This window comes from Vibrio sp. 1562 (assembly GCF_033340155.1).
Classification (GTDB): domain Bacteria; phylum Pseudomonadota; class Gammaproteobacteria; order Enterobacterales; family Vibrionaceae; genus Vibrio; species Vibrio alginolyticus.
Window position 1 is genome coordinate 22,446 of the sequence record NZ_JAWOVY010000022.1, and the last position, 21,873, is coordinate 44,318.

Annotated in this window: 22 protein-coding genes; 1 reads left to right on the plus strand and 21 read right to left on the minus strand. The window is 45.4% G+C overall.

Annotated elements, in window-relative coordinates:
* Positions 1 to 31: 31 nt before the first annotated feature.
* Entirely contained in the window at positions 32 to 1,498 is a 1,467-nt protein-coding gene (guaB, locus tag R7Z49_RS18955) for an IMP dehydrogenase (protein WP_042521181.1), read from the minus strand.
* A 231-nt stretch (positions 1,499 to 1,729) separates the two neighbouring features.
* Here guaB and xseA point away from each other — a divergent pair, with 231 nt between their 5' ends.
* Complete coding sequence (gene xseA, locus R7Z49_RS18960; protein ID WP_031780844.1) at positions 1,730 to 3,061, plus strand: exodeoxyribonuclease VII large subunit; 1,332 nt, start codon at positions 1,730 to 1,732, stop codon at positions 3,059 to 3,061.
* Between the two features lie 13 nt (positions 3,062 to 3,074).
* Here xseA and R7Z49_RS18965 read toward each other — a convergent pair whose 3' ends face one another.
* The 20 genes from R7Z49_RS18965 to trmJ form a co-directional block, all read right to left on the minus strand.
* The gene (locus tag R7Z49_RS18965) at positions 3,075 to 3,299 is read right to left on the minus strand and encodes a zinc ribbon domain-containing protein (protein ID WP_031780843.1); all 225 of its coding nucleotides are present in this window, start codon (positions 3,297 to 3,299) and stop codon (positions 3,075 to 3,077) included.
* 309 nt (positions 3,300 to 3,608) lie between these two features.
* On the minus strand, positions 3,609 to 4,484 hold the full coding sequence (locus R7Z49_RS18970) for a metal-dependent hydrolase (RefSeq protein ID WP_047102174.1): 876 nt from the start codon (positions 4,482 to 4,484) through the stop codon (positions 3,609 to 3,611).
* Between the two features lie 59 nt (positions 4,485 to 4,543).
* Positions 4,544 to 6,040 carry a ribosome biogenesis GTPase Der gene (gene der, locus R7Z49_RS18975; protein ID WP_005381694.1) on the minus strand — a complete coding sequence of 499 codons (1,497 nt, stop codon included), beginning with the start codon at positions 6,038 to 6,040 and terminating at the stop codon, positions 4,544 to 4,546.
* Positions 6,041 to 6,207: 167 nt separating this feature from the next.
* Positions 6,208 to 7,368: an outer membrane protein assembly factor BamB gene (bamB, locus tag R7Z49_RS18980; RefSeq protein ID WP_005381696.1), complete on the minus strand. Its 1,161-nt coding sequence runs from the start codon at positions 7,366 to 7,368 to the stop codon at positions 6,208 to 6,210.
* A gap of 12 nt (positions 7,369 to 7,380) precedes the next feature.
* On the minus strand, positions 7,381 to 7,995 hold the full coding sequence (locus R7Z49_RS18985) for a YfgM family protein (RefSeq protein ID WP_005381697.1): 615 nt from the start codon (positions 7,993 to 7,995) through the stop codon (positions 7,381 to 7,383).
* Positions 7,996 to 8,121: 126 nt separating this feature from the next.
* Positions 8,122 to 9,390: a histidine--tRNA ligase gene (hisS, locus tag R7Z49_RS18990; RefSeq protein WP_318111928.1), complete on the minus strand. Its 1,269-nt coding sequence runs from the start codon at positions 9,388 to 9,390 to the stop codon at positions 8,122 to 8,124.
* A gap of 26 nt (positions 9,391 to 9,416) precedes the next feature.
* Positions 9,417 to 10,535 carry a flavodoxin-dependent (E)-4-hydroxy-3-methylbut-2-enyl-diphosphate synthase gene (gene ispG / locus R7Z49_RS18995; protein WP_005381699.1) on the minus strand — a complete coding sequence of 373 codons (1,119 nt, stop codon included), beginning with the start codon at positions 10,533 to 10,535 and terminating at the stop codon, positions 9,417 to 9,419.
* Between the two features lie 6 nt (positions 10,536 to 10,541).
* Positions 10,542 to 11,492: a cytoskeleton protein RodZ gene (gene rodZ / locus R7Z49_RS19000; protein ID WP_005381700.1), complete on the minus strand. Its 951-nt coding sequence runs from the start codon at positions 11,490 to 11,492 to the stop codon at positions 10,542 to 10,544.
* A 435-nt stretch (positions 11,493 to 11,927) separates the two neighbouring features.
* Positions 11,928 to 13,055, minus strand: coding sequence for a bifunctional tRNA (adenosine(37)-C2)-methyltransferase TrmG/ribosomal RNA large subunit methyltransferase RlmN (locus R7Z49_RS19005; protein ID WP_017633913.1), 1,128 nt, complete (start codon positions 13,053 to 13,055; stop codon positions 11,928 to 11,930).
* 373 nt (positions 13,056 to 13,428) lie between these two features.
* Positions 13,429 to 13,854 carry a nucleoside-diphosphate kinase gene (gene ndk / locus R7Z49_RS19010; RefSeq protein ID WP_005381702.1) on the minus strand — a complete coding sequence of 142 codons (426 nt, stop codon included), beginning with the start codon at positions 13,852 to 13,854 and terminating at the stop codon, positions 13,429 to 13,431.
* A gap of 95 nt (positions 13,855 to 13,949) precedes the next feature.
* The gene (pepB, locus tag R7Z49_RS19015) at positions 13,950 to 15,248 is read right to left on the minus strand and encodes an aminopeptidase PepB (protein WP_151514537.1); all 1,299 of its coding nucleotides are present in this window, start codon (positions 15,246 to 15,248) and stop codon (positions 13,950 to 13,952) included.
* Positions 15,249 to 15,409: 161 nt separating this feature from the next.
* Positions 15,410 to 15,604, minus strand: a complete 195-nt coding sequence (gene iscX, locus R7Z49_RS19020) for a Fe-S cluster assembly protein IscX (RefSeq protein WP_005381711.1) — start codon at positions 15,602 to 15,604, stop codon at positions 15,410 to 15,412.
* 44 nt (positions 15,605 to 15,648) lie between these two features.
* On the minus strand, positions 15,649 to 15,987 hold the full coding sequence (fdx, locus tag R7Z49_RS19025) for an ISC system 2Fe-2S type ferredoxin (protein WP_005381713.1): 339 nt from the start codon (positions 15,985 to 15,987) through the stop codon (positions 15,649 to 15,651).
* Positions 15,988 to 16,000: 13 nt separating this feature from the next.
* Positions 16,001 to 17,854, minus strand: coding sequence for a Fe-S protein assembly chaperone HscA (hscA, locus tag R7Z49_RS19030; protein WP_017820567.1), 1,854 nt, complete (start codon positions 17,852 to 17,854; stop codon positions 16,001 to 16,003).
* Positions 17,855 to 17,875: 21 nt separating this feature from the next.
* A complete protein-coding gene (gene hscB / locus R7Z49_RS19035) occupies positions 17,876 to 18,391 on the minus strand; it encodes a co-chaperone HscB (protein ID WP_033905803.1) in 516 nt (171 codons plus the stop codon).
* Between the two features lie 55 nt (positions 18,392 to 18,446).
* Positions 18,447 to 18,770 (minus strand): iron-sulfur cluster assembly protein IscA, encoded by a 324-nt coding sequence (iscA, locus tag R7Z49_RS19040; RefSeq protein WP_005381717.1) that lies wholly within the window; start codon positions 18,768 to 18,770, stop codon positions 18,447 to 18,449.
* 70 nt (positions 18,771 to 18,840) lie between these two features.
* Entirely contained in the window at positions 18,841 to 19,224 is a 384-nt protein-coding gene (gene iscU, locus R7Z49_RS19045) for a Fe-S cluster assembly scaffold IscU (RefSeq protein ID WP_005381718.1), read from the minus strand.
* Between the two features lie 38 nt (positions 19,225 to 19,262).
* Positions 19,263 to 20,477: an IscS subfamily cysteine desulfurase gene (locus tag R7Z49_RS19050; protein WP_005381719.1), complete on the minus strand. Its 1,215-nt coding sequence runs from the start codon at positions 20,475 to 20,477 to the stop codon at positions 19,263 to 19,265.
* Between the two features lie 28 nt (positions 20,478 to 20,505).
* Positions 20,506 to 21,012, minus strand: a complete 507-nt coding sequence (gene iscR / locus R7Z49_RS19055) for a Fe-S cluster assembly transcriptional regulator IscR (protein WP_005381720.1) — start codon at positions 21,010 to 21,012, stop codon at positions 20,506 to 20,508.
* Positions 21,013 to 21,137: 125 nt separating this feature from the next.
* The gene (gene trmJ, locus R7Z49_RS19060; protein ID WP_005383693.1) at positions 21,138 to 21,857 is read right to left on the minus strand and encodes a tRNA (cytosine(32)/uridine(32)-2'-O)-methyltransferase TrmJ; all 720 of its coding nucleotides are present in this window, start codon (positions 21,855 to 21,857) and stop codon (positions 21,138 to 21,140) included.
* Between the last annotated feature and the right edge of the window lie 16 nt (positions 21,858 to 21,873).

Here is a 21,873-nt window from a genome sequence, read left to right on the forward strand (position 1 = left end):
CAAGGAAAAAGCAAACGTTTCCGTTAGGTAATTAGTTCCCTAGACGGTAGTTCGGCGCTTCCTTAGTAATTTGAACATCGTGTACATGAGACTCTTGCATACCTGCACCAGAGATACGTACAAATTCAGCTTTCGTACGCATATCTTCGATAGTTGCAGAACCAGTTAGACCCATGCTTGAACGTAGACCACCCATTTGTTGGTGTACGATCTCTTTTAGACGGCCTTTGTATGCGATACGACCTTCAATACCTTCTGGTACTAGCTTGTCCGCTGCGTTGTCAGACTGGAAGTAACGGTCAGAAGAACCTTGAGACATAGCACCAAGAGAACCCATGCCGCGGTAAGACTTGTAAGAACGGCCATTGTATAGAATCACTTCACCCGGCGCTTCTTCAGTACCAGCAAACATAGAACCAACCATCACACATGATGCGCCAGCTACGATTGCTTTACAGATATCACCTGAGAAACGGATACCACCGTCAGCAATAACCGGAATACCATAATCATTAGCCACTTCTGCCGCATCTGCGATTGCAGTGATTTGTGGAACTCCTACACCCGTTACAATACGAGTTGTACAGATAGAACCAGGGCCGATACCAACTTTCACTGCGCTTACGCCAGCTTCGATTAGTGCTTTAGCACCAGCACCTGTTGCTACGTTACCACCGATGATGTCTAGATCTGGGTAAGCTGCACGTGTTTCGCGAATGCGGTTTAGAACACCTTCAGAATGTCCGTGTGAAGAGTCGATAAGTAGAACATCAACGCCTGCTTCAACTAGAGCAGCAACACGCTCTTCGTTACCAGCGCCAGCACCAACGGCTGCGCCAACACGTAGGCGACCACGCTCATCTTTACATGCGTTTGGTTTACGTTCTGCTTTGTGGAAGTCTTTCGCAGTAATCATACCGGTTAGTTGGAACTCATCATTCACAACCAATACTTTCTCTACACGAGCTTCGTGCATTTTCTCTTGCACTTCTTCTCGTGTTGCACCTTCTTTAACTGCTGCCAACTTCTCTTTTGGCGTCATTACTGAAGATACTTTCTTAGAAAGGTCCGTCACAAAACGAACGTCACGACCAGTGATAATACCAACAAGCTCATTGCTCTCAGTGACAACAGGGAAACCTGCAAAACCATGTTTTTCAGTGAGTGCAACAACATCAGCGATGGTCGCGTCAGGGTTTACAGTAACCGCGTCAGTCACCATACCAGCTTCGAACTTCTTAACTTTACGAACTTCGGCTGCCTGCTGCTCAATAGACATGTTCTTGTGGATAAAGCCAATGCCACCCTCTTGCGCTAGCGCAATTGCTAGACGAGCTTCAGTAACAGTGTCCATAGACGCTGAAATCATTGGGATGTTTAGGGTGATGTTCTTAGTTAGCTGAGTGCGAAGATCAGCTGTGTTTGGGAGAACGGTGGAGTGTGCTGGCACAAGTAGTACGTCATCGAATGTCAGCGCTTCTTTGGCAATTCTTAGCATTTGCAATATCTCACAATTAGAGGAGTAAAAAGAACAATCCAATCTCATCGTTTCGCATAATGAGGGTAACCTGCGTTAGCAACTAGCTACATTTGGATTAGATATTGCGGAGGGATTATACGGTTAACGCAATCGCTTGACCACAAATTTTTTAATTTTTTTCTTGCAATTACCCCCTTGCTATGTATTATATTGCCGCTAATTTCCATACTCACGTCTAAGAGATTAGCTGTGCTCTCCAAGACCAATCAAAACATCTTTACTGTTTCTCGTCTCAACGCAGAAGTTCGCTTACTCCTTGAAAACGAAATGGGGATCGTTTGGCTCGTCGGAGAGATATCCAACTTTTCAGCTCCTGTCTCTGGTCACTGGTACCTCACTCTTAAAGACTCTCGCGCTCAAGTTAAATGTGCCATGTTTCGTGGTAACAATCGCCGCGTTACTTTCAAGCCCGCTAACGGTAATCAAGTCCTAGTAAAAGCTCGTCTTTCTCTTTATGAGCCTCGCGGTGACTACCAATTGATCATCGAAAGCATGCAACCGGAAGGTGACGGCCGTCTTCAGCAAGAGTTTGAAGAGCTGAAAATGAAGCTTGCAGCAGAAGGGTTGTTCGCGCAAATCAATAAGCAATCTTTGCCTGAGCACCCTAAACGTGTTGGCGTCATCACATCGAAAACTGGTGCCGCGCTTTACGATATCTTAGACGTATTGAAACGTCGTGATCCTTCCCTACCTGTTGTGATTTATCCGACAGTGGTACAAGGTGAGGACGCAGCCATTCAAATTGCACAAGCCATTGGTCGCGCTAACAGCCGTGATGAATGTGATGTGCTAATTGTGGGCCGAGGTGGTGGTTCATTAGAAGACTTATGGTGCTTTAACAACGAGATATTAGCTCGCACGATTGCAGCAAGCCAAATTCCTATTATTAGCGCCGTTGGACATGAAGTTGACGTGACAATAGCTGATTTTGTCGCCGACGTACGCGCGCCTACTCCATCAGCAGCCGCTGAGCTAGTAAGCCGTGATAACAGCCACAAAGATCAAGCTTTAGTTACCCGCCAGCATAAGTTAGCAAGCGCGATGCGTTACTACCTAGCACAACAAAAGCAGCAATCTGCTCAATTAGTGCACCGTCTAGAGAGACAGCACCCAAGCTATCGCTTGCAACGTCAGACGCAACAGTTAGATGAGTTGGACATGCGCTTACAGCGAGTGATGAGTCGTTTTATTGCCTTGCGTCAACAGCGAATCGAGCGTCAACATTATCGGCTGCAATTAAATTCTCCTGTAACACGCCTTAGCGAGCAGAAGTCGAAGCTAGAACGTGTTGAGCAAAAGCTCATGGATGCAATGGATCGCAAATTACTGACTATGCGCCATCAACTCGCGATTGCCGCAGAAAAGTTGGACACCGTCAGCCCACTAGCGACATTGAAACGAGGTTACTCAATTACTCAAACTGAGCAAGGTAAAGTAATTACGCAATCTTCAGATGTAAAGTCGGGAGATGTATTGATTACCCGGTTAGCCGAAGGTGACGTTCGTTCTACCGTTAACTGAATACAAACTCTGGTTAACTGACTTTCTGGAACTCAAATCGGACACGTGATTTTGATTTGAGTTCATTACACACATTACAAAAGTAACTCGCAGCACCGCATGCTTGCAGCTTCTCCAGCTCCGCCTCACAATCAGGGCAAAAACCTACTTTTTTAAAATCCGATTCACACTGTTCACAATGGTATTGTCCTGTCCATTCCAGTTCGACATTGCAAGTCGGGCAAATGTTCTGCTGCATATCCCGTTCCTCTCTCTAAACTAAGCAATTTCGAGTAACGCATGCTACTCAAAATAACGAACAAGTATGTTGATCTTCATCACCGCCCTAACAAGTTTCACGAGGCGATAACCATACTTGATACGTAGGATCTTATACTGATCGTCTGATATTTACTCCTTGATCAGCGATCACCCCTTAAAAGAATATTTATATAACCACACACCGAAAGCATAAGTTACATATTCTGCATTCCAATTTAAGGCAGAATAAAAAACCTTATGGCAATTTAATTAAACGTAAAATTAGAATTTAATAAAAAGATCTTATTCAGAAAGCAGTGTTTACATTGGTGTGCATTTCGATAGTTTGAGCGTCGAGCTCAACGAGTTTAACTTGGATAAAAGCAAACTCATTTAAATGGCTCGCATGCGTTCCACCACAAGGGATTACCGCTAATTGACCTTCCCCTAAATCGCACTTCCAATAGCGAGAATCCGTTAATCTGTCACCGTGGCATTCCATGGTGATCATCGCATCTCGTCGAAGCCATTCCACAAGTTGGCTATTCACTTTTTTTGCAATCGCCTGGAGGTCATTCAGCATATCTGCACTGTTTAATCCTCTTTTACGGAGTGTTTTGCCTAAACGGTACGTATCGAGGCACTTGTCTGGAGTAACATAACTCGTAACTTGTGCATAGCTATTAAAGTCATAATAACCATGTGGGTCTTTGCGGTCTGCGTCTTTTCGCCAATAGTCTTCCGCTAGTACTTTATTCAACGCCAAATACGCTAAGTGTCCTGCAGTGTGGCCTCGACTCAAAGCGCGTTGGTAATCCTTATCTACCGCCAATGTCACCAAATCATCAGTAACAAGTGATTCCGTACGTGATAAAACATGCACGACGACAAACACCCAACCTTCAGCATCACGCTTTACAGGGATGTCACTACCCACATACAGAGCACCACTTTCCTGCTCCACTGCCCCAACTTGGCAATCTACTACGTCATGCTCAGCCCCATTCACCTTCAACGTTCCTTTGTCTGCAGGGTGATCCGGCCATATGTGACTAACGGGATGGAACGGCGTGACATCTGTAATAACGTAAGTCACTTCTTCCGTATATTGAACGAGCTGTATTTGTGCTTCTAATTGCCATGTTTGATGACAAAAACGAGTCTTTGTTGCTGTGATAGTCATTTTTACGATTACTTTTGATAAAAAAATACCCAAGTAGAAACTTGGGTATTCGAATTTCATTATTTATTGCGGTTTTTCACCATCGACATCATACGCTTACGTTTACGCTCTTGTGATAGCGTAAGCTTATTCGTACGGTTCTCGTATGGGTTATCACTGTTGTGGAAGTTAATGCGAATCGGTGTTCCCATAATTTCCAGAGACTTACGGAAGTAGTTCATCAGATAACGTTTATACGAATCTGGCAATTCACGAACCATGTTACCGTGGATAACAACGATCGGTGGGTTGTAACCACCTGCGTGTGCGTATTTGAGTTTGATACGACGACCACGAACCATTGGCGGTTGGTGATCATCCACAGCCATCTTCATGATACGCGTCAGTACTGACGTACCCACACGCGTTGTCGCCGAGTTATATGCTTCTTGGATAGATTCAAACAAGTGACCAACGCCAGTACCGTGCAGCGCAGAGATAAAGTGGATACGCGCGAAGTCGACGAATCCTAGACGGCGGTCCAGTTCTTTCTTCACGCTTTCTTTCACGTCACTGTCTAGACCATCCCACTTGTTAACGGCGATGACAATTGAGCGGCCAGCATTCAGTGCAAAACCAAGCAAGCTTAGGTCTTGGTCTGAAATATTTTCACGAGCATCAATCACCAGTAGAACGACGTTTGCATCTTCTACCGCTTTCAGCGTCTTAACAACAGAGAACTTTTCAACCGTTTCATTGATACGACCACGACGACGAACACCTGCGGTATCAATTAGTACGTACTCGCGTCCATCACGCTCCATCGGGATGTAGATAGAATCGCGCGTTGTACCAGGCATATCGTATACAACCACACGTTCTTCACCCAGAATACGGTTAGTCAGTGTCGATTTACCTACGTTAGGACGACCGATGATCGCCAACTTAATCGGCTGCTCTTGAAGGCGTTTGAACTCTGCTTCTGCGTCTTCTTCAGTGTAATCTTCAACAAGAGGCTCTTCGTCTTCGAATCCAGTCAGGTCTTCAATCTCACCGTCTTCAGACTCACTTGTTAGTAGATCATCAAAGAATGGAGATAAAGCACGCTCAAGCAAAGCGGTCACACCACGGCCATGAGCGGCCGCAATCTGGTACATATCATCCACGCCGAGCTGCCAAAAGTCAGCACACGCCGCATCGGCATCAATACCATCGATTTTGTTTACTACCAGCATCGCTGGCTTTTCAATTTTACGCAGATGCGCAGCAATTGCTTCATCTGAAGGTGTCAGACCAGCACGACCGTCAACAAGGAACAATACAACATCAGCCTCATCAATCGCGGCTAATGACTGTTCTGCCATCTTTGTTTCCACGCCTTCTTCTGTGCCATCGATACCACCAGTATCAATCACAATGAATTCGTGCTCTTCACCAAGTCTCGCCTGGCCATATTTACGGTCTCGCGTTAGGCCTGGAAAGTCCGCAACCAACGCGTCACGAGTGCGAGTCAATCGGTTAAATAGTGTAGATTTACCTACGTTCGGACGCCCTACTAGAGCTACAACAGGTACCATAACAACCTCTACAATAATCTTTCTTCTGTAGTTATAGGTAACGACTTGCTCGATGCCAAATCAAACCAGCTTTTTACCTATAACCACGTCAGGGTTAATAAATTCAAACAACAAAACGGCTCCTAGCTGTCACCAGCCAGGAGCCGAATGTGAATTATATCACGATATTATTCGTTAATGGTTAGTTTCTTTACATCGCCGTTGCGAGTTGTAATCACATAACCATCCGACAATAACGTCGGGCCAACTGCCAAGCCACTATCATCGACAAACTGCTGCGCAACAAATTCGCCCGTTGAACGATCCATCCAGTGAAGGTAACCAAGCGTGTCACCGACAACGAGATAATTGCCAACAATAACTGGCGCTGTAAGTTGTCGGTGCTCAAGCAAGCTGTTTTCCCACAACTCAGTTCCGCTTCGTGAATCAACGGCAACAACATGATCTTTTTCCGTTATCACAAAGATGCGGCTACCATCTGTAGAAATGTCTGTTGCAGATGAGTAATTACGCTTCCAAATCGGGTTCGCTGAACGCAAATCAATGGCGATAAGTTGACCATTGTATCCAATGGTGAAAAGAGTACCGCCTAGCACAATTGGCGATGAATCAACGTCAACCAAACGATCAATTTCTGTCGCGCCTTTTGGCGTACCAACAGGCTGTTGCCAAATCAACTGACCACGCTCAACGATAGCAGCTGCGAGTCGGCCATTTGCCGTTCCCCAAAATACACCGCCGCCAATTGCAGTCGGAGTACTGTCGCCACGTAAAGTTAAGTTCGGCACTTCTGTGCTCAATGCCCAGCGTTGCTCACCTGTACTCTCATTAAGGGCAATCAGCATGCCTCGGCTAGTATTGATGATAATAAGGCCTGAATCTGCAACTGGCTTCGCCAGTACCTCACCACCAACTTTTACACGCCAAACAATTTCACCTGTTTCTTGGTCAAGAGAGATGACTTCACCATTCTCAGAGCCAATGTAAAGGTTTCCGTATGCCGCTGTGATACCACCAGAGAGACGAGCAATGACATCTTCTTCTAGGTCCGTTTGCCAACGTTGTTTACCATTCTCAGGATCCAGCGCTTTTACTAAGCCATCACGACTTGCCACGAACAATGTATCATTCGCAAATACAGGGGATAGTTTTGAAAAGTAATGACCAACACCATCGCCAACCGATGTGCTCCACTCACTACTGGTTGTAAACTGACTGTCTACCTGAGGTAGTGGCGCCATTACAATGGTGTCTTTCTCACCTGCACAACCGGCAAGTACTCCCATTGTTAACGCCCCTAGCAAGGCTTTCTTAAAGACTCTTTTCATCCAATGCGGTCCTTATTTCGCCAGATCGTCCAATTTCATTTGTAGTGTCGGGCTTGCATCTGCCGCTTGCTGAGCTTCAGTATACGCAGCGTACGCAGCATCTTTGTCACCTTGGCGAATCGCAATATCGCCACGAAGTTCAGCAATACGACCTGTCCATGCTGTATCAGTGACGTTACTTAGCTCTGCCGTTGCAGCGTCGAAGTTACCCATTTCCGTCTCAATACGCGCAATGCGGTAACTAATCAATGGTAACAACGCAGCATCTTGAGTGTTGCTTTGCGCCCACTTCAGTTGCTCCAATGCAGCAGAAAGGTCTTGAGCTTCAACTTGTGCTTTAGCAAGTTGTAGTGCAGCCAATACTGAATATTCTTTTACTTCATTTGACTCAATGAAAGCTTTCACGTCAGCTTGAGCATCAGTGCCTTTGTCTTGCAAAGCATTCATTGCTGTCGTGTAGCTTTGAGAAGCTGCTTCACTCGCCTGAATCACAGAATCCTGGTAGTAACGCCAGCCAAATAGACCACCTAAACCAACAACCGCACCGATGATGACGGCTTTGCCGTTTTCCTTCCACCAGTCTTTAATGGCTTCAACTTGTTGTTCTTCAGTATCGTAAAGTTCCACTTCCTGTCCTCTTAAAACATGTAAATGGCAGCTTAGCTGCCATTATTCCTATTTCGTTTAAAGGCTCCACATTTGGGAGCCTTAGCTTACGAACTAGGATGTAATTTTGTTAGATTACTAAAAGACTTAAATCAGTGCTGCGATCTTTTCTGCAACTTCTGCTTGGTTGTAAGTCTCTTGCTCACCACCAGCTAAGTCTTTCAGTACTACCGTGTTATCCGCAACTTCGTTTTCGCCCAGAACCAATGCTACAACAGCACCAACTTTGTCTGCGCGTTTAAACTGTTTCTTGAAGTTACCGCCACCGAAGTGATTCATCACACGAACGCCTGGAACAGACTCGCGAAGCTGTTCTGCTAGCTTCATTCCTGCCATCATGGTGCCTTCACCCGCAGTGACTACGTACACGTCAACACTGCGACGAACGTCTGTCAGTTCCAACGTTTCTAGCATCAGTACTAGACGCTCTAGGCCCATTGCAAAGCCAACCGCTGGTGTTGGTTTACCACCTAATTGCTCTACAAGGCCATCGTAACGACCACCGCCACATACAGTGCCTTGAGCACCTAGGCTCTCAGTGATCCACTCAAATACCGTGCGATTGTAGTAATCCAGACCACGAACTAGACGTTCGTTAACTGTGTATTTGATACCTGCAGCGTCTAAAAGTTCACATAGACCTGCGAAGTGTGCTTTAGATTCTTCACCCAAGTAATCTGAAAGGCGAGGCGCATCACCTAAAATAGCTTGAACGTCTGGGTTCTTCGTATCCAGAACACGCAGTGGGTTCGTGTGCATGCGACGCTTACAATCTTCATCTAGCACATCAATATGTTGCTCAAGGAATGCAACCAGTGCAGTACGGTAGTCTGCGCGGTCTTCTTGAGAACCGATAGAGTTCAGCTCAAGATGGACATGTTCATTGATACCTAGCTCACGCCATAAACGCGCCGTCATCATGATAAGCTCTGCATCAACATCTGGACCATTTAGACCAAACACCTCAACACCACACTGGTGGAATTGACGGTAACGACCTTTCTGCGGACGTTCATGGCGGAACATAGGTCCCATGTACCACAGACGCTGTTCATCACGGTTGATCAGGCTGTTTTGGATACATGAACGTACACAACCCGCCGTACCTTCAGGGCGAAGTGTTAGGCTGTCGCCGTTACGGTCATCAAAGGTGTACATTTCTTTTGAAACGACGTCTGTTTCTTCACCAACAGCGCGGCTGAATAGGTTTGTTTCTTCAACGATTGGCATGCGCACTTCGTTATAACCGTATGCGCTAATTACATTTTTCACTGTGTTTTCTAATTTTTGCCACAGTGGCGACTGAGTTGGGAGGCAATCGTTCATGCCTCGAATTGCTTGAATTGTTTTTGCCACAATACTTACCGTAATTCTCGTTGAGATTAATCTTGTACTTTAACTTCGATGCGGTTTTCGCCATTCATCATAGCTGCTTTCGCACGGATCTTAGCTTCTAGCTTATTCACAAGGTCATCGTTATCAAAGCGCTCTTTCTGGCGTTTACCATCTTCGTAGAATGCGCTCTTCTTGTTACTACCTGCTAGACCTAAGTGAGAAACTTCTGCTTCACCAGGGCCGTTTACCACACAACCGATGATAGACACATCCATTGGCGTGATGATGTCTTCTAAACGTTGCTCCAGTGCATTCACCGTACCAATCACATCGAATTCTTGGCGTGAGCAGCTTGGGCACGCAATAAAGTTGATGCCTCGAGAGCGAATGCGCAGAGATTTAAGGATGTCGAAACCGACTTTGATTTCTTCAACTGGATCGGCAGCCAAAGAGATACGCAGCGTATCGCCTATCCCTTCAGATAACAGCATACCTAAGCCAACAGATGACTTAACAGCGCCAGCTCGAGCACCACCCGCCTCTGTGATACCTAAATGAAGAGGCTGATCGATTTTCTTCGCCAGCAGACGATATGAATCCACCGCAAGAAAAACGTCTGAAGCTTTCACGCTAACTTTAAATTGGTCAAAGTTAAGACGATCGAGATGGTCTACGTGACGCATCGCCGATTCAACCAAGGCTTCTGGCGTTGGCTCACCGTATTTCATCTGTAGGTCTTTTTCCAAAGATCCACCATTGACACCAATACGGATCGGGATGTTTTTATCGCGAGCGCAATCAACAACAGCGCGAATGCGCTCTTCATTGCCGATGTTACCTGGGTTGATACGTAAACAGTCAACTCCGTACTCCGCAACTTTCAGCGCGATACGATAGTCGAAATGAATATCAGCCACTAAGGGGACAGAAACTTGCTGTTTAATCAGTTTGAAAGCTTCTGCTGCGTCCATCGTAGGCACAGAAACTCGAACGATATCTGCGCCGACTTTTTCTAGTGCTCGGATTTGAGCGACTGTCGCTTCTACGTCAGTCGTGCGAGTGTTAGTCATTGACTGTACTGCAATTGGCGCACCATCACCAATTGGCACATCACCCACATAAATACGCGTCGATTTACGACGAATAATTGGAGATTCGTGTTGCATAATTTTTTATAACGGTAGAGTGAATCTAGCTACTTTGCCTGAAGTATACCCAGAAAGGTCGACAGGTTCACTTGCAAATGTCATTGTAACCCCTTCCGGTGCGCCTAATATCACTTTAAATGGCGCTTTTCCGGTAAGTTCTACATCTTGTCCTGGCTTATGAGTACCACTTACCAGCGTTTTACCATTGGTGTCTTTTACTTGAATCCAACAGTCCGCTTTAAACTTCATAGTAAGAAGTGTCATGCCTTCAGGTACTACTGGCGCAGGCTGTTCCTCTTCCGCCGCTTCAATCACGGCAACAGGTTCTTCAGAATCTACGCTTGTTGTATTTTCAGTTTCAGTCAGCAAAGGATCCGCCCCTTGCTCAACGGATGCTTCAGTCGATTCAGCAACGCCTTCATTAGTTGAAGCAACTTCTTCAGGAGTGCTTGCGATTAACTCTTCAGCCGTCATCAAATCGATATCAGCTAATTCTTGAGCAGTGGGCTGCGGCGCTTCAACACTTGAATCCGTTACTTCCTTAGTTAGGCTATTCTCTTGTTGGTTTTGCCACCACCATGCCGCTGAAATGCCAATAATGACCAGCCCGATAACCCAAGTAAGGAGCATAATACGGCTATTGTGCTTCTCGTCTTTTGTTTTACGAGAGAAGCTTTGCATTTCAATTTCTTGCTCTTGAGGCTGAGCATCGGCAGTCTGCTCTAACGCCGTCAAAACCACCTTCTCATCAAGACCTACGAATTTAGCGTAAGAGCGTAAGTAACCACGCGTAAATGTCGCGACTTGTTGAGATTCAAATCGGTTATTTTCAATATCTTCAATCACAGAAATGCGAAGCCTCAGGCGATCGGCAACTTGCTTTTGGCTCATTCCCAAGGATTCACGTTTGTTTTTCAGTAATGTGCCAGCTTCAATAGAGAGTGGCACTTCATTCGTATTTTCGTGTTCTGTCATAATGGCGGTATTTAATCTGTTTTAGTGGCTAACGTGGTCATGTATTTTCGTTATTGTTCTTAAGCCTCTTTAAAGATAGCTAGCCTAAACGCGTTAACCAAAAATAATAATTTTAAGAAACTCTCAGCGATCTGAGTGCGAATACCCGTTTTGCAAAAATCAGCAAAACGTATGTGAGAAAGTGCTGAGAATTATCGGTGTCATCGTTAGTGTTACATATCATGATAAGCGAATGCGCAACGAAGACAAAAACTCTTTACACTCAAACTAACAGATAGCTCAAGCTTTTGTCCAAACTTTGACAAAGGAATTCGAAATTATACCCAAATAACCTTAGGTTGAAGAGTGATAGTCCCAAATCTTGGCGAAAATGTCCTAAACAATAAACAAAATAGCCAGAGCGAATGGCTCTGGCTATTTTTGAATTCCGGTCGTTTATACAGCTTTCACTTCAATGGTATCGGCACCGCGTGACGCTTTCAGCATTGCCGTACGTTTAGTTCGGTCAATTACATCACCGACCAACTGACCACATGCGGCATCAATGTCATCACCACGTGTTTTACGAACCGTAACTGTGTGCTCGTATTGCATCAATGTTTTTTGGAAGCGATCAATACGTGAGTTACTTGGTTTCTTGTAAGGTGAACCTGGGTACGGGTTAAACGGAATCAAGTTAATCTTACATGGTGTGTCTTTCATCAATTCAGCCAGCTCGCGTGCATGGTCCATGTCATCGTTCACATGATCAAGCAACACGTACTCGACTGTTACCTTGCCACGGTTTGCATTCGATGAAGCAATGTAACGACGAACGGATGCTAGGAAATCTTGAATATCCCAACGATCGTTAATTGGCATGATTTCACTACGCAGCTTATCGTTTGGCGCATGAAGAGAGATCGCCAACGCAACGTCGATTTTGCCCGTCATCTGATCAAGACCAGAAACCACACCTGATGTTGATACGGTTACGCGACGCTTCGACAAACCAAAGCCAAGGTCATCCAACATTAACTCCAGTGCTGGAATCAAATTCTTCATATTAAGAAGCGGCTCACCCATACCCATCATCACGACGTTCGTAATTGGGCGACGGCCTGTTTCTTTCTCAAGACCAATTTCACGTGCAGCACGCCACACCTGACCGATGATCTCTGAAACTTTCAAGTTACGGTTAAAGCCCTGCTGTGCTGTTGAGCAGAACTTACATTCCAATGCACAACCTACTTGAGAAGATACACAAAGCGTTGCGCGATCATCTTCTGGAATGTAAACCGTTTCTACATCCTGATCACCAACCTTCATTGCCCACTTGATCGTGCCGTCTGAAGAATGCTGAGCTTCTGCTACAGTTGGTGCTTTAATTTCACACTTGTGTAAAAGCTTTTCGCGCAGCTTCTTGTTGATGTTTGTCATTTTTTCGAAGTCATCTACACCGAAATGGTAGATCCACTTCATAACCTGATCGGCACGAAACGCTTTCTCGCCAAGTTCTTCCGCGAAAAACTGACGCATGCCTTTGCGATCAAAGTCGAGTAGATTGATTTTTTCAGTGGTCATGTTGCCTCTCAATGACTGAAACAAGAATAAGGGCGCGAATTGTACAGCCTTTATGCAGCTACAACAAGGGGTGTAAGACCCTGAGTTTGCTAAGGCATTAAAATAAAAACGATTAAATTTTAATCAGGCTTTACGGTGAGAATAATGATTAGACAACCGACAACAAAAGCGTAGAAGTGGTACAGAGAAAACAGTGAGAACAAACACACGTAACTAAGCTTTCACCCCTGTAAGATGCTCAGATTAGCCAACATCTTCGCGAATAATTACGAATGAACTCGCCGGTGAAATGGAGAATGCGGAATAAAAAACCTCGGACAATTCCGAGGTTATTACGAACTAGATCATCACGCAAAAGTGATGCATGAACGAGTTAGCGAGAGAAAACTTCTGATTCAGGGAAGAAAAACTCAATTTCACGAGCGGCAGACTCAGGGCTATCTGAACCATGAACTGAATTGTGACGCATGCTGAGTGCGTAATCAGCACGCAAAGTGCCACATGCCGCGTCCTCTGGGTTGGTTTTACCCATTAGCTCGCGGTAACGTGCAATCGCATTTTCGCCTTCCAATACCTGAACCATAATAGGACCAGATGTCATGAACTCTTTTAGAGGAGGGAAAAACTCTTTACCTTCATGCTCTGCATAAAAGCCACTTGCCTGATCTTCTGTCAGGTGAACCATTTTGGCAGCGATGATACGTAGGCCAGCCTTTTCAATACGATTGTAGATTTCACCAATTAGATTTCGCTCTACAGCATCAGGCTTAATGATTGAAAATGTTCTTTCTAGAGCCATAAAATTTCCTTTCTGTACTTGTAATAATAGTTGTGCTTTTAAAGTGACTTACTGGGTAAGAGCAGCACTCAAACAAGAGAGTGCTGCAATCAATCTTATTTTCCAGCTTGCTCATTGAGGAAACGAGCAAGTGTACGAACACCCATACCCGTTGCTCCCGCAGCCCATTTATCAGAAGCGGCTTTACGATACGTACCCGCACAGTCGAAATGTAACCAGCCTTTTTTGTAGTCCTCAACGAAGTAAGACAAGAATGCAGCTGCAGTACTTGCACCTGGAGAATAATCACCAGAGCTGATATTCGATAAATCGGCAAAATTAGATGGCAGCATTTCTCGATGGAAATCAGCAAGTGGTAGCGGCCACAAGCCTTCTTTTTCCTGGCTTGCCGCCGTAAGCGCTTGATGCGATAGCTCATCATCAAAGCTCATTAGCGCATGGTAATCGTTACCTAACGCATTCTTCGCTGCGCCTGTTAGCGTCGCGCAGTCAATGATTAACTCAGGCTTTTGCTCACTGGCGTAGATAAGACCGTCTGCAAGCACCAAGCGACCTTCCGCGTCGGTATTCATAATCTCAACGGTTTTGCCGTTTTTGTAAGTGATGATGTCGCCAAGCTTAAGGGCACGGCCAGAAACCATGTTCTCAGCACAACACAAGATCAGTTTTACGCGCTTGTTTAAACCGCGCAAGATAGCTAATCCTAGGCCACCAGTGATAGTACCCGAGCCACCCATATCAGCTTTCATTGCACTCATGAAGGTAGAAGGCTTCAAGCTGTAACCACCGGAATCAAAGGTGATGCCTTTACCCACAAGACATGCGAATACAGGTGCGTTTTCGTCACCTGTTGGGTTGTAGTCTAACTGAAGCATCGCAGAAGTACGCTCAGAACCACGGCCTACTGCGTAAATACCTTCCCAACCTTCTGCCAACAAGTCTTTGTCTTTGACGATACGAGCTGTCACCGTGCCTTTCGGCGCAACAGATTTGATGAATTCAGCAGCCATTGTCGCTAGCTGACGAGGAGCAACTTCTTCTGCCGTTTTGTTGATAATATCGCGGGTAAAATCAGTCGAAGTAATACGAGCTTGAAGCTCTGCTTGATCTTCATCAGACAATGCTGCCCACTCAACTGAGCCATGTTTTTTAGGGTTACGGAACCCTTGGTGGAAAGCCCATACGCTCTCTAGATCCCAGTTATCACCAGAAAGAAAAATAGAACGAATTCCTTGGCCATCTAGCTGACGAGCTGCACGTTGAATTGCGCCGAGATCATGACCTTCACCTAAGTGAATAGTTGCGCCGTTTTCAGCGAATGAAAGCAGTGCTTTTTCACCCCAATGTGGTGCTGCCGACTCTTGACTTAAAAATACAGACATCTGTGTAGACATGGTTTCTCCTTGTCTTATAGCAGCGTTGCCTACGCTGCTTCTTTTTAATAACTCACGGATGTTAGCATTATGTAGGGCAAAAATGTCAATTGGATAAAAAAACGGACCTAAAGGTCCGCTTTTTTTAGTAAGAATTGTTAACTAGGCTGTGTTTTACAGACTTAGTCCGCTTCGTCCATCCAGCACATGATAACGGCTTCTAGAATCTTTTCATTAGAACGGTTTGGCTCATCGTCAAACTCATCTAACTCCATGATCCATTGATGAAGATCGGTAAAACGCACTGTTTTTGGATCGACATCTGGAAACTTGTCACAAAGTTCAATCGCGATATCGCGAGAATCTGTCCATTTCATTGCTCATCTTCCTTTTGCTTCTTCCCTATATTGGGGAGATAGTTTTAGTGATCTTCTGAAGCGTGGTTGAGTGTGTATTTAGGAATTTCTACTACCAAGTCTTCATCAGCAATTCTCGCCTGACACCCTAGGCGTGACTCAGGCTCTAGACCCCACGCTTTATCTAGCATGTCGTCTTCTAGTTCTTCACTTTCTTCGAGTGAATCAAAACCTTCACGGATGATTACGTGGCAGGTAGTACACGCACATGACTTCTCACACGCATGTTCAATACCGATACCGTTTTTTAGCGCTACGTCTAGAACGGTGTCACCAGAGTTTGCTTCCAACACTGCACCTTCTGGGCACAAATCGTCGTGTGGTAATACAATAATCTTAGGCATAACTACTTATCTCTTATATATCGTCTACTGATTGACCTGACAACGCAGCTCGAATCGATTTATCCATACGGCGTGATGCGAAATCTTGGCTCGCTTTATCGGTATCTTTAATGCCTTGCTCTATCGCATCTGCATCATCACCATTACGCAGCTCAATCAAGGCTTCGATGGCTTTAATCAAGTTTTGTTTCTCTTGTTCTGATAGTAAGTCATCACCATCAGCTTGCATCGCTGCAATCAAACCTTCTATCACTCGGTCGGCTTCAACACGCTGCTCAGCTAAGGCACGAGCTTGCATGTCTTCTTTTGCGTGCGTCATTGAATCACGCAACATATCCGCCACTTCATTGTCACTTAAGCCGTAAGAAGGTTTTACTTGAATCTCTGATTGAACACCAGTGCTCTTCTCCATTGCCGTAACAGAAAGAAGGCCATCTGCGTCAACTTGGTAAGTCACGCGAATATGTGCCGCACCCGCTGCCATCGGAGGAATACCTTTTAACGAGAAGCGAGCAAGTGAACGACAGTCATCAACCATTTCACGTTCACCTTGTACCACATGAACACTCATCGCCGTTTGGCCATCTTTGAATGTGGTAAATTCTTGCGCACGCGCAACGGGAATCGTAGTGTTGCGGGGGATGATCTTCTCGACCAAACCACCCATGGTTTCAATACCGAGCGACAGTGGAATCACATCAAGAAGCAACATTTCAGAGTCAGGTTTGTTACCCGCTAGGATATCAGCTTGAATACCCGCACCGATTGCAACAACTTCATCTGGGTTAATGCTTGTCAGAGGTGTGCGACCAAAAAACTCGCCTACCATTTCACGAACCAACAATGTACGGGTTGAGCCGCCAACCATGACGACCTCGAGTACTTCATCTGCGTCGACATCCGCATCTTTTAATGCGCGACGACAAGACATCAGTGTTTTCTTCACTAGCGGACGAATCAGATCTTCGAACTGCTCGCGAGTCACGGTGCCTTTCCAGCCAAAAACGTCAACGTCAACACTGTCTTGCTCAGAGAAAGCAATCTTAGCTTCAGTAGCAATGTTCAAAAGTGTACGGTTCTTTTCTGCAGAAAGCGGCGCTTCTAGACCCGCTTGCTCCATTAAATAATCGGCAAATAGATGGTCGAAGTCGTCACCGCCTAATGCAGAATCGCCACCTGTTGCTAATACTTCAAATACGCCTTTCGATAAACGTAGGATAGAGATATCAAAAGTACCGCCACCTAGATCGTAAACCGCAATCACACCTTCTTGACCAGAGTCTAGGCCATAAGCAATTGCCGCAGCGGTTGGTTCGTTAAGTAGACGGAGAACATGAAGACCAGCTAATTTCGCCGCATCTTTTGTACCTGCACGTTGCGCGTCATCAAAGTAAGCAGGAACGGTAATAACGACACCAGCTAACTCACCACCTAACGTATCTTCAGCTCGCTTACCCAATACTTTTAGGATGTCCGCAGATACTTCAATCGGGTTTTTGTCACCTTGAGGTGTTTGCAGAATTGGCAGGCCGTTTTCGCTCTCTTTAAAACGATAAGGAAGTGAAGAGTAACGGGACTGAATGTCCTTTAATGAACGACCGATCAAACGTTTTACAGAGATAATCGTGTTCTCTGGTTCAAACTCTGCTTTGGCTTTGGCTTCGTGGCCGACCGTTAACGTTTCCTCAGCGTAATTAACGACTGAAGGTAAAATAGTACGGCCCTGCTCGTCCGCAAGTGGAGTTGCATCGCCGCTACGTACAGAAGCAACCAAAGAGTTGGTAGTACCTAAGTCGATACCCGCTGCTAACTTATGCTCATGAGGTGCCGAGCTTTGGCCCGGTTCTGCGATTTGAAGTAGTGCCATGATAGGTCCTTGTCACGCTTACTAGCCGAGGAGTTTGTCTTCGACTAGCTCAATTTCGTTCTTTAGTTTGGCAATGAATTTTAGCTTACGAACTCGGTCTGCGGCTTCAGCCCATAGACCATCATCAAGCTCTTGCTCGACGCTTGCCAGATGCTGTTTGTACATTTTGCTGACCTTAGAGTCGAAGTCAAAAAGCGCCGATTCAGGATCGGACTTGTCAGCAATCTCTTCCAGTTCTTCGCGCAGTTCCATTTGCTCCATTAAGAACATCGGATCTTGCATTGTTTGCTGTTCACCTCGGATCTCAACACCTTGCTCTGCGAGGATATACTCGGCGCGAGAAATAGGATTTTTCAGAACTTGATAGGCATCGTTGATTTGCGCCGCCTTTTGCACCGCCATCAAACGGTCACGTTCTGAGCCCGTTGCAAAGTTATCCGGGTGGAAGCGTTTTTGTAGTTCTCGGAACTGAGAAGAAAGAAGGCTACCATCCAGCTTAAACTGACTTGGTAGCCCAAATAATTCAAAGTGATTCATTAAGTTCGGGTCCTAGTAAAGCCTTCCGGACTCGTTTGCCCAGAAGGACAATCAATTAGACGTTGAAGCTTTCACCACAACCACATTCACTTTTCGCGTTAGGGTTGTTGAATTCAAAACCTTCATTCAACCCTTCTTTCACGTAATCCAATTCAGTACCATCTAGGTACACTAAGCTCTTTTGATCGATGATAATTTTCACTCCAGAGAGTTCAAATACTTCGTCTTCTTCATTGAGCTCATCAACAAACTCAAGTACGTATGCCATGCCGGAACAGCCAGTCGTCTTCACTCCAAGACGTAAACCGATACCTTTGCCTCGGTTATCTAGGAATGCTCTTACGCGACTTGCCGCTGATTCTGTCATTGTGATGGCCATACTGCACCTTAGTCTGTCTAAATTTCGATTGGAATGGGAGCGTCAAAGCTCCCATTATATTACGGAATAATTATTCTTGGTGTTTTTTCTTGTAGTCAGCAACCGCTGCTTTGATTGCATCTTCAGCAAGAATAGAACAGTGAACTTTCACTGGTGGAAGCTCTAGCTCTTCAGCAATCTCAGAGTTTTTAATTGCTGCCGCTTCATCAACTGACTTACCTTTTACCCACTCAGTTACTAGTGAGCTTGATGCGATTGCACTACCACAACCGTATGTTTTGAACTTCGCATCTTCGATGATACCTTCAGGTGTCACTTTGATTTGAAGCTTCATTACGTCACCACACGCAGGAGCGCCAACCATGCCGCTACCTACTGATGGATCTTCTTTATCGAATGAACCAACGTTACGTGGGTTCTCGTAGTGATCAATTACTTTTTCGCTGTATGCCATGATAAATTACCTCGAATCCTCTATTTCAATCCCTGAGATTAATGGTGAGCCCATTCAACAGTGCTCAAATCAATCCCTTCTTTGTACATATCCCATAGAGGAGACATGTCGCGTAGCTTAGTCACTGCAACGCGGATTTGTTCAATTGCGTAATCAATTTCTTCTTCAGTCGTGAAACGACCAAACGAGAAACGAACCGAGCTGTGAGCCAATTCGTCATCCATGCCTAGGGCACGAAGAACGTAAGAAGGCTCAAGGCTTGCAGACGTACAAGCACTACCAGAAGATACCGCTAGATCTTTAAGCGACATTAGTAGTGATTCACCTTCTACGAATGCGAAACTGATGTTTAGGTTGTGTGGTACACGCTGCTCAAAGTCACCGTTTACCGTCACTGCTTCTAAGTCTTTCACGCCATCAAAAAGACGGTTACGAAGCGCTAAAGCATGATCGTAATCTTTTTGCATGTCTTCTTTTGCAATGCGGAATGCTTCACCCATGCCTACGATTTGGTGAGTAGGTAGTGTACCAGAGCGGAAACCACGCTCATGACCGCCACCGTGCATTTGCGCTTCAAGACGAATACGAGGCTTACGACGTACGTAAAGTGCACCGATACCTTTAGGACCGTAAACTTTGTGAGCAGAAAGTGAAATTAGATCAACTTTCATCTCTTGAACGTCGATTGGTAATTTACCTGCAGATTGCGCAGCGTCCACGTGGAAAACAATTTTACGCTCACGGCACAGTTCGCCGATCGCTGTAATGTCTTGAACCACACCAATCTCGTTGTTTACATGCATAATAGACACAAGCACGGTGTCATCACGCATGGCTGCTCTAAGCTTCTCTAGATCGATCAAGCCATTTGATTCTGGCTCAAGGTAAGTCACTTCAAAGCCTTCACGCTCAAGTTGACGACATGGGTCAAGAACGGCTTTGTGCTCTGTTTTACAAGTGATTACGTGCTTGCCTTTCTTCGAGTAAAAGTGCGCTGCACCTTTAATCGCAAGGTTGTCTGATTCTGTCGCACCAGATGTAAATACGATTTCGCGAGGATCTGCATTTAGAAGGTCAGCAATTTGCTCACGAGCAGTATCGACCGCTTCTTCTGCCTGCCAGCCGTAACGGTGCGAACGTGACGCTGGGTTGCCAAATGTGCCATCCATTGTCATGTACTGAACCATTTTTTCAGCAACACGTGGATCAACTGGACATGTAGCGGAATAATCAAGATAAATCGGCAGTTTCATTCTCTACTCCAATGTAAAAAGCTGACCGCTAAGAGCGGACGTTTACACCGATGGGCGCGGCGGTTGTATTTTTGTTTGATAGCCCATGGGTTACCGCCAGATCAATGTCCTGACGATCAGAAATTTCGAGTACTTCATTGTCTGTCATCAACTCACCAAGAGTGATGTTATTCAAAAAGTCACTAATGCGAGAGCTTAGGTCACGCCACAGCGTGTGAGTAAGGCAACGTGTTCCACCTTGGCAATCTCCTTTACCTTGGCATTTGGTTGCATCTACTGACTCATCAACGGCAGCAATCACGGTACCAATAGCGATACTGTGAGCGTCGGCACCAAGTCGGTAACCACCACCAGGACCACGAACGCTGGCAACGAGACCTGCTTTACGCAATTTTGAAAATAGCTGCTCTAAGTAAGAGAGCGAGATCCCTTGACGCTCTGAAATATCAGCCAGAGGTACAGGGTTTTGTTGCGAATGCAGTGCCACATCCAGCATGGCTGTCACCGCATATCTTCCTTTAGATGTAAGTTTCATACCACACCGTATCCACATGGTTTGTAATGGTTAAGATTTTTCCATACCTGAGTAATTTGGTCAAGTATTTATTTGACCATTTTACTCAGGTATTCATCCTTACACCTAAAGTGGTTATTATTTACTCAGAACTTCTTTTCTATCGAAGTCAAAACGCCTCGTAGAATATTAAGTTCTTGGGTTTCTGGTCGAGCACGAGAGAACAAACGGCGCAACTTATTCATCACCTGTCCAGGTTGCTCTTTGTTAATAAACTGGGTCTCAACCATCACCTTTTCAAGATGCTCGAAGAACATTTCGAGTTCTCGATGACGCGGGTATTCTTCCGATTCATTTGGGGAAAACTGGCTTTGCTCTAAGTTCAAGTGTGCAACTCGCACTTCGTAACTGAGAGTTTGTACAGCCATCGCTAGGTTAAGCGAGCTGTACTCAGGATTAGCGGGAATACAAACATGGTAGTGGCACTTTTGTAGCTCTTCGTTTGTCAAACCAGTTCTTTCTCGGCCAAACACGAGCGCAACCGGATGCTTTCGGCCTTCAACTGCAAATTTCTCACCGCATTCACGTGGCTCGAGCATTGGCCATTCTAATGTACGAGAGCGGGCGCTAGAACCCACAACAAGGCCACAATCTTCAACCGCTTCTTCTAATGTGCCGACAATCTTTGCATTTTGAGCAATATCACCAGCACCCGCAGCTAAAGCAAGAGTTTGTTCATCCACTTCACATTGTGGATCGACTAATACTAGTTGGTTTAAACCCATCACTTTCATTGCTCGAGCTGCTGAGCCAATATTGCCTGAATGAGAGGTACCTACGAGTACAATTTTTACTTGATCCAACATCTGTGTTTGCTACCTA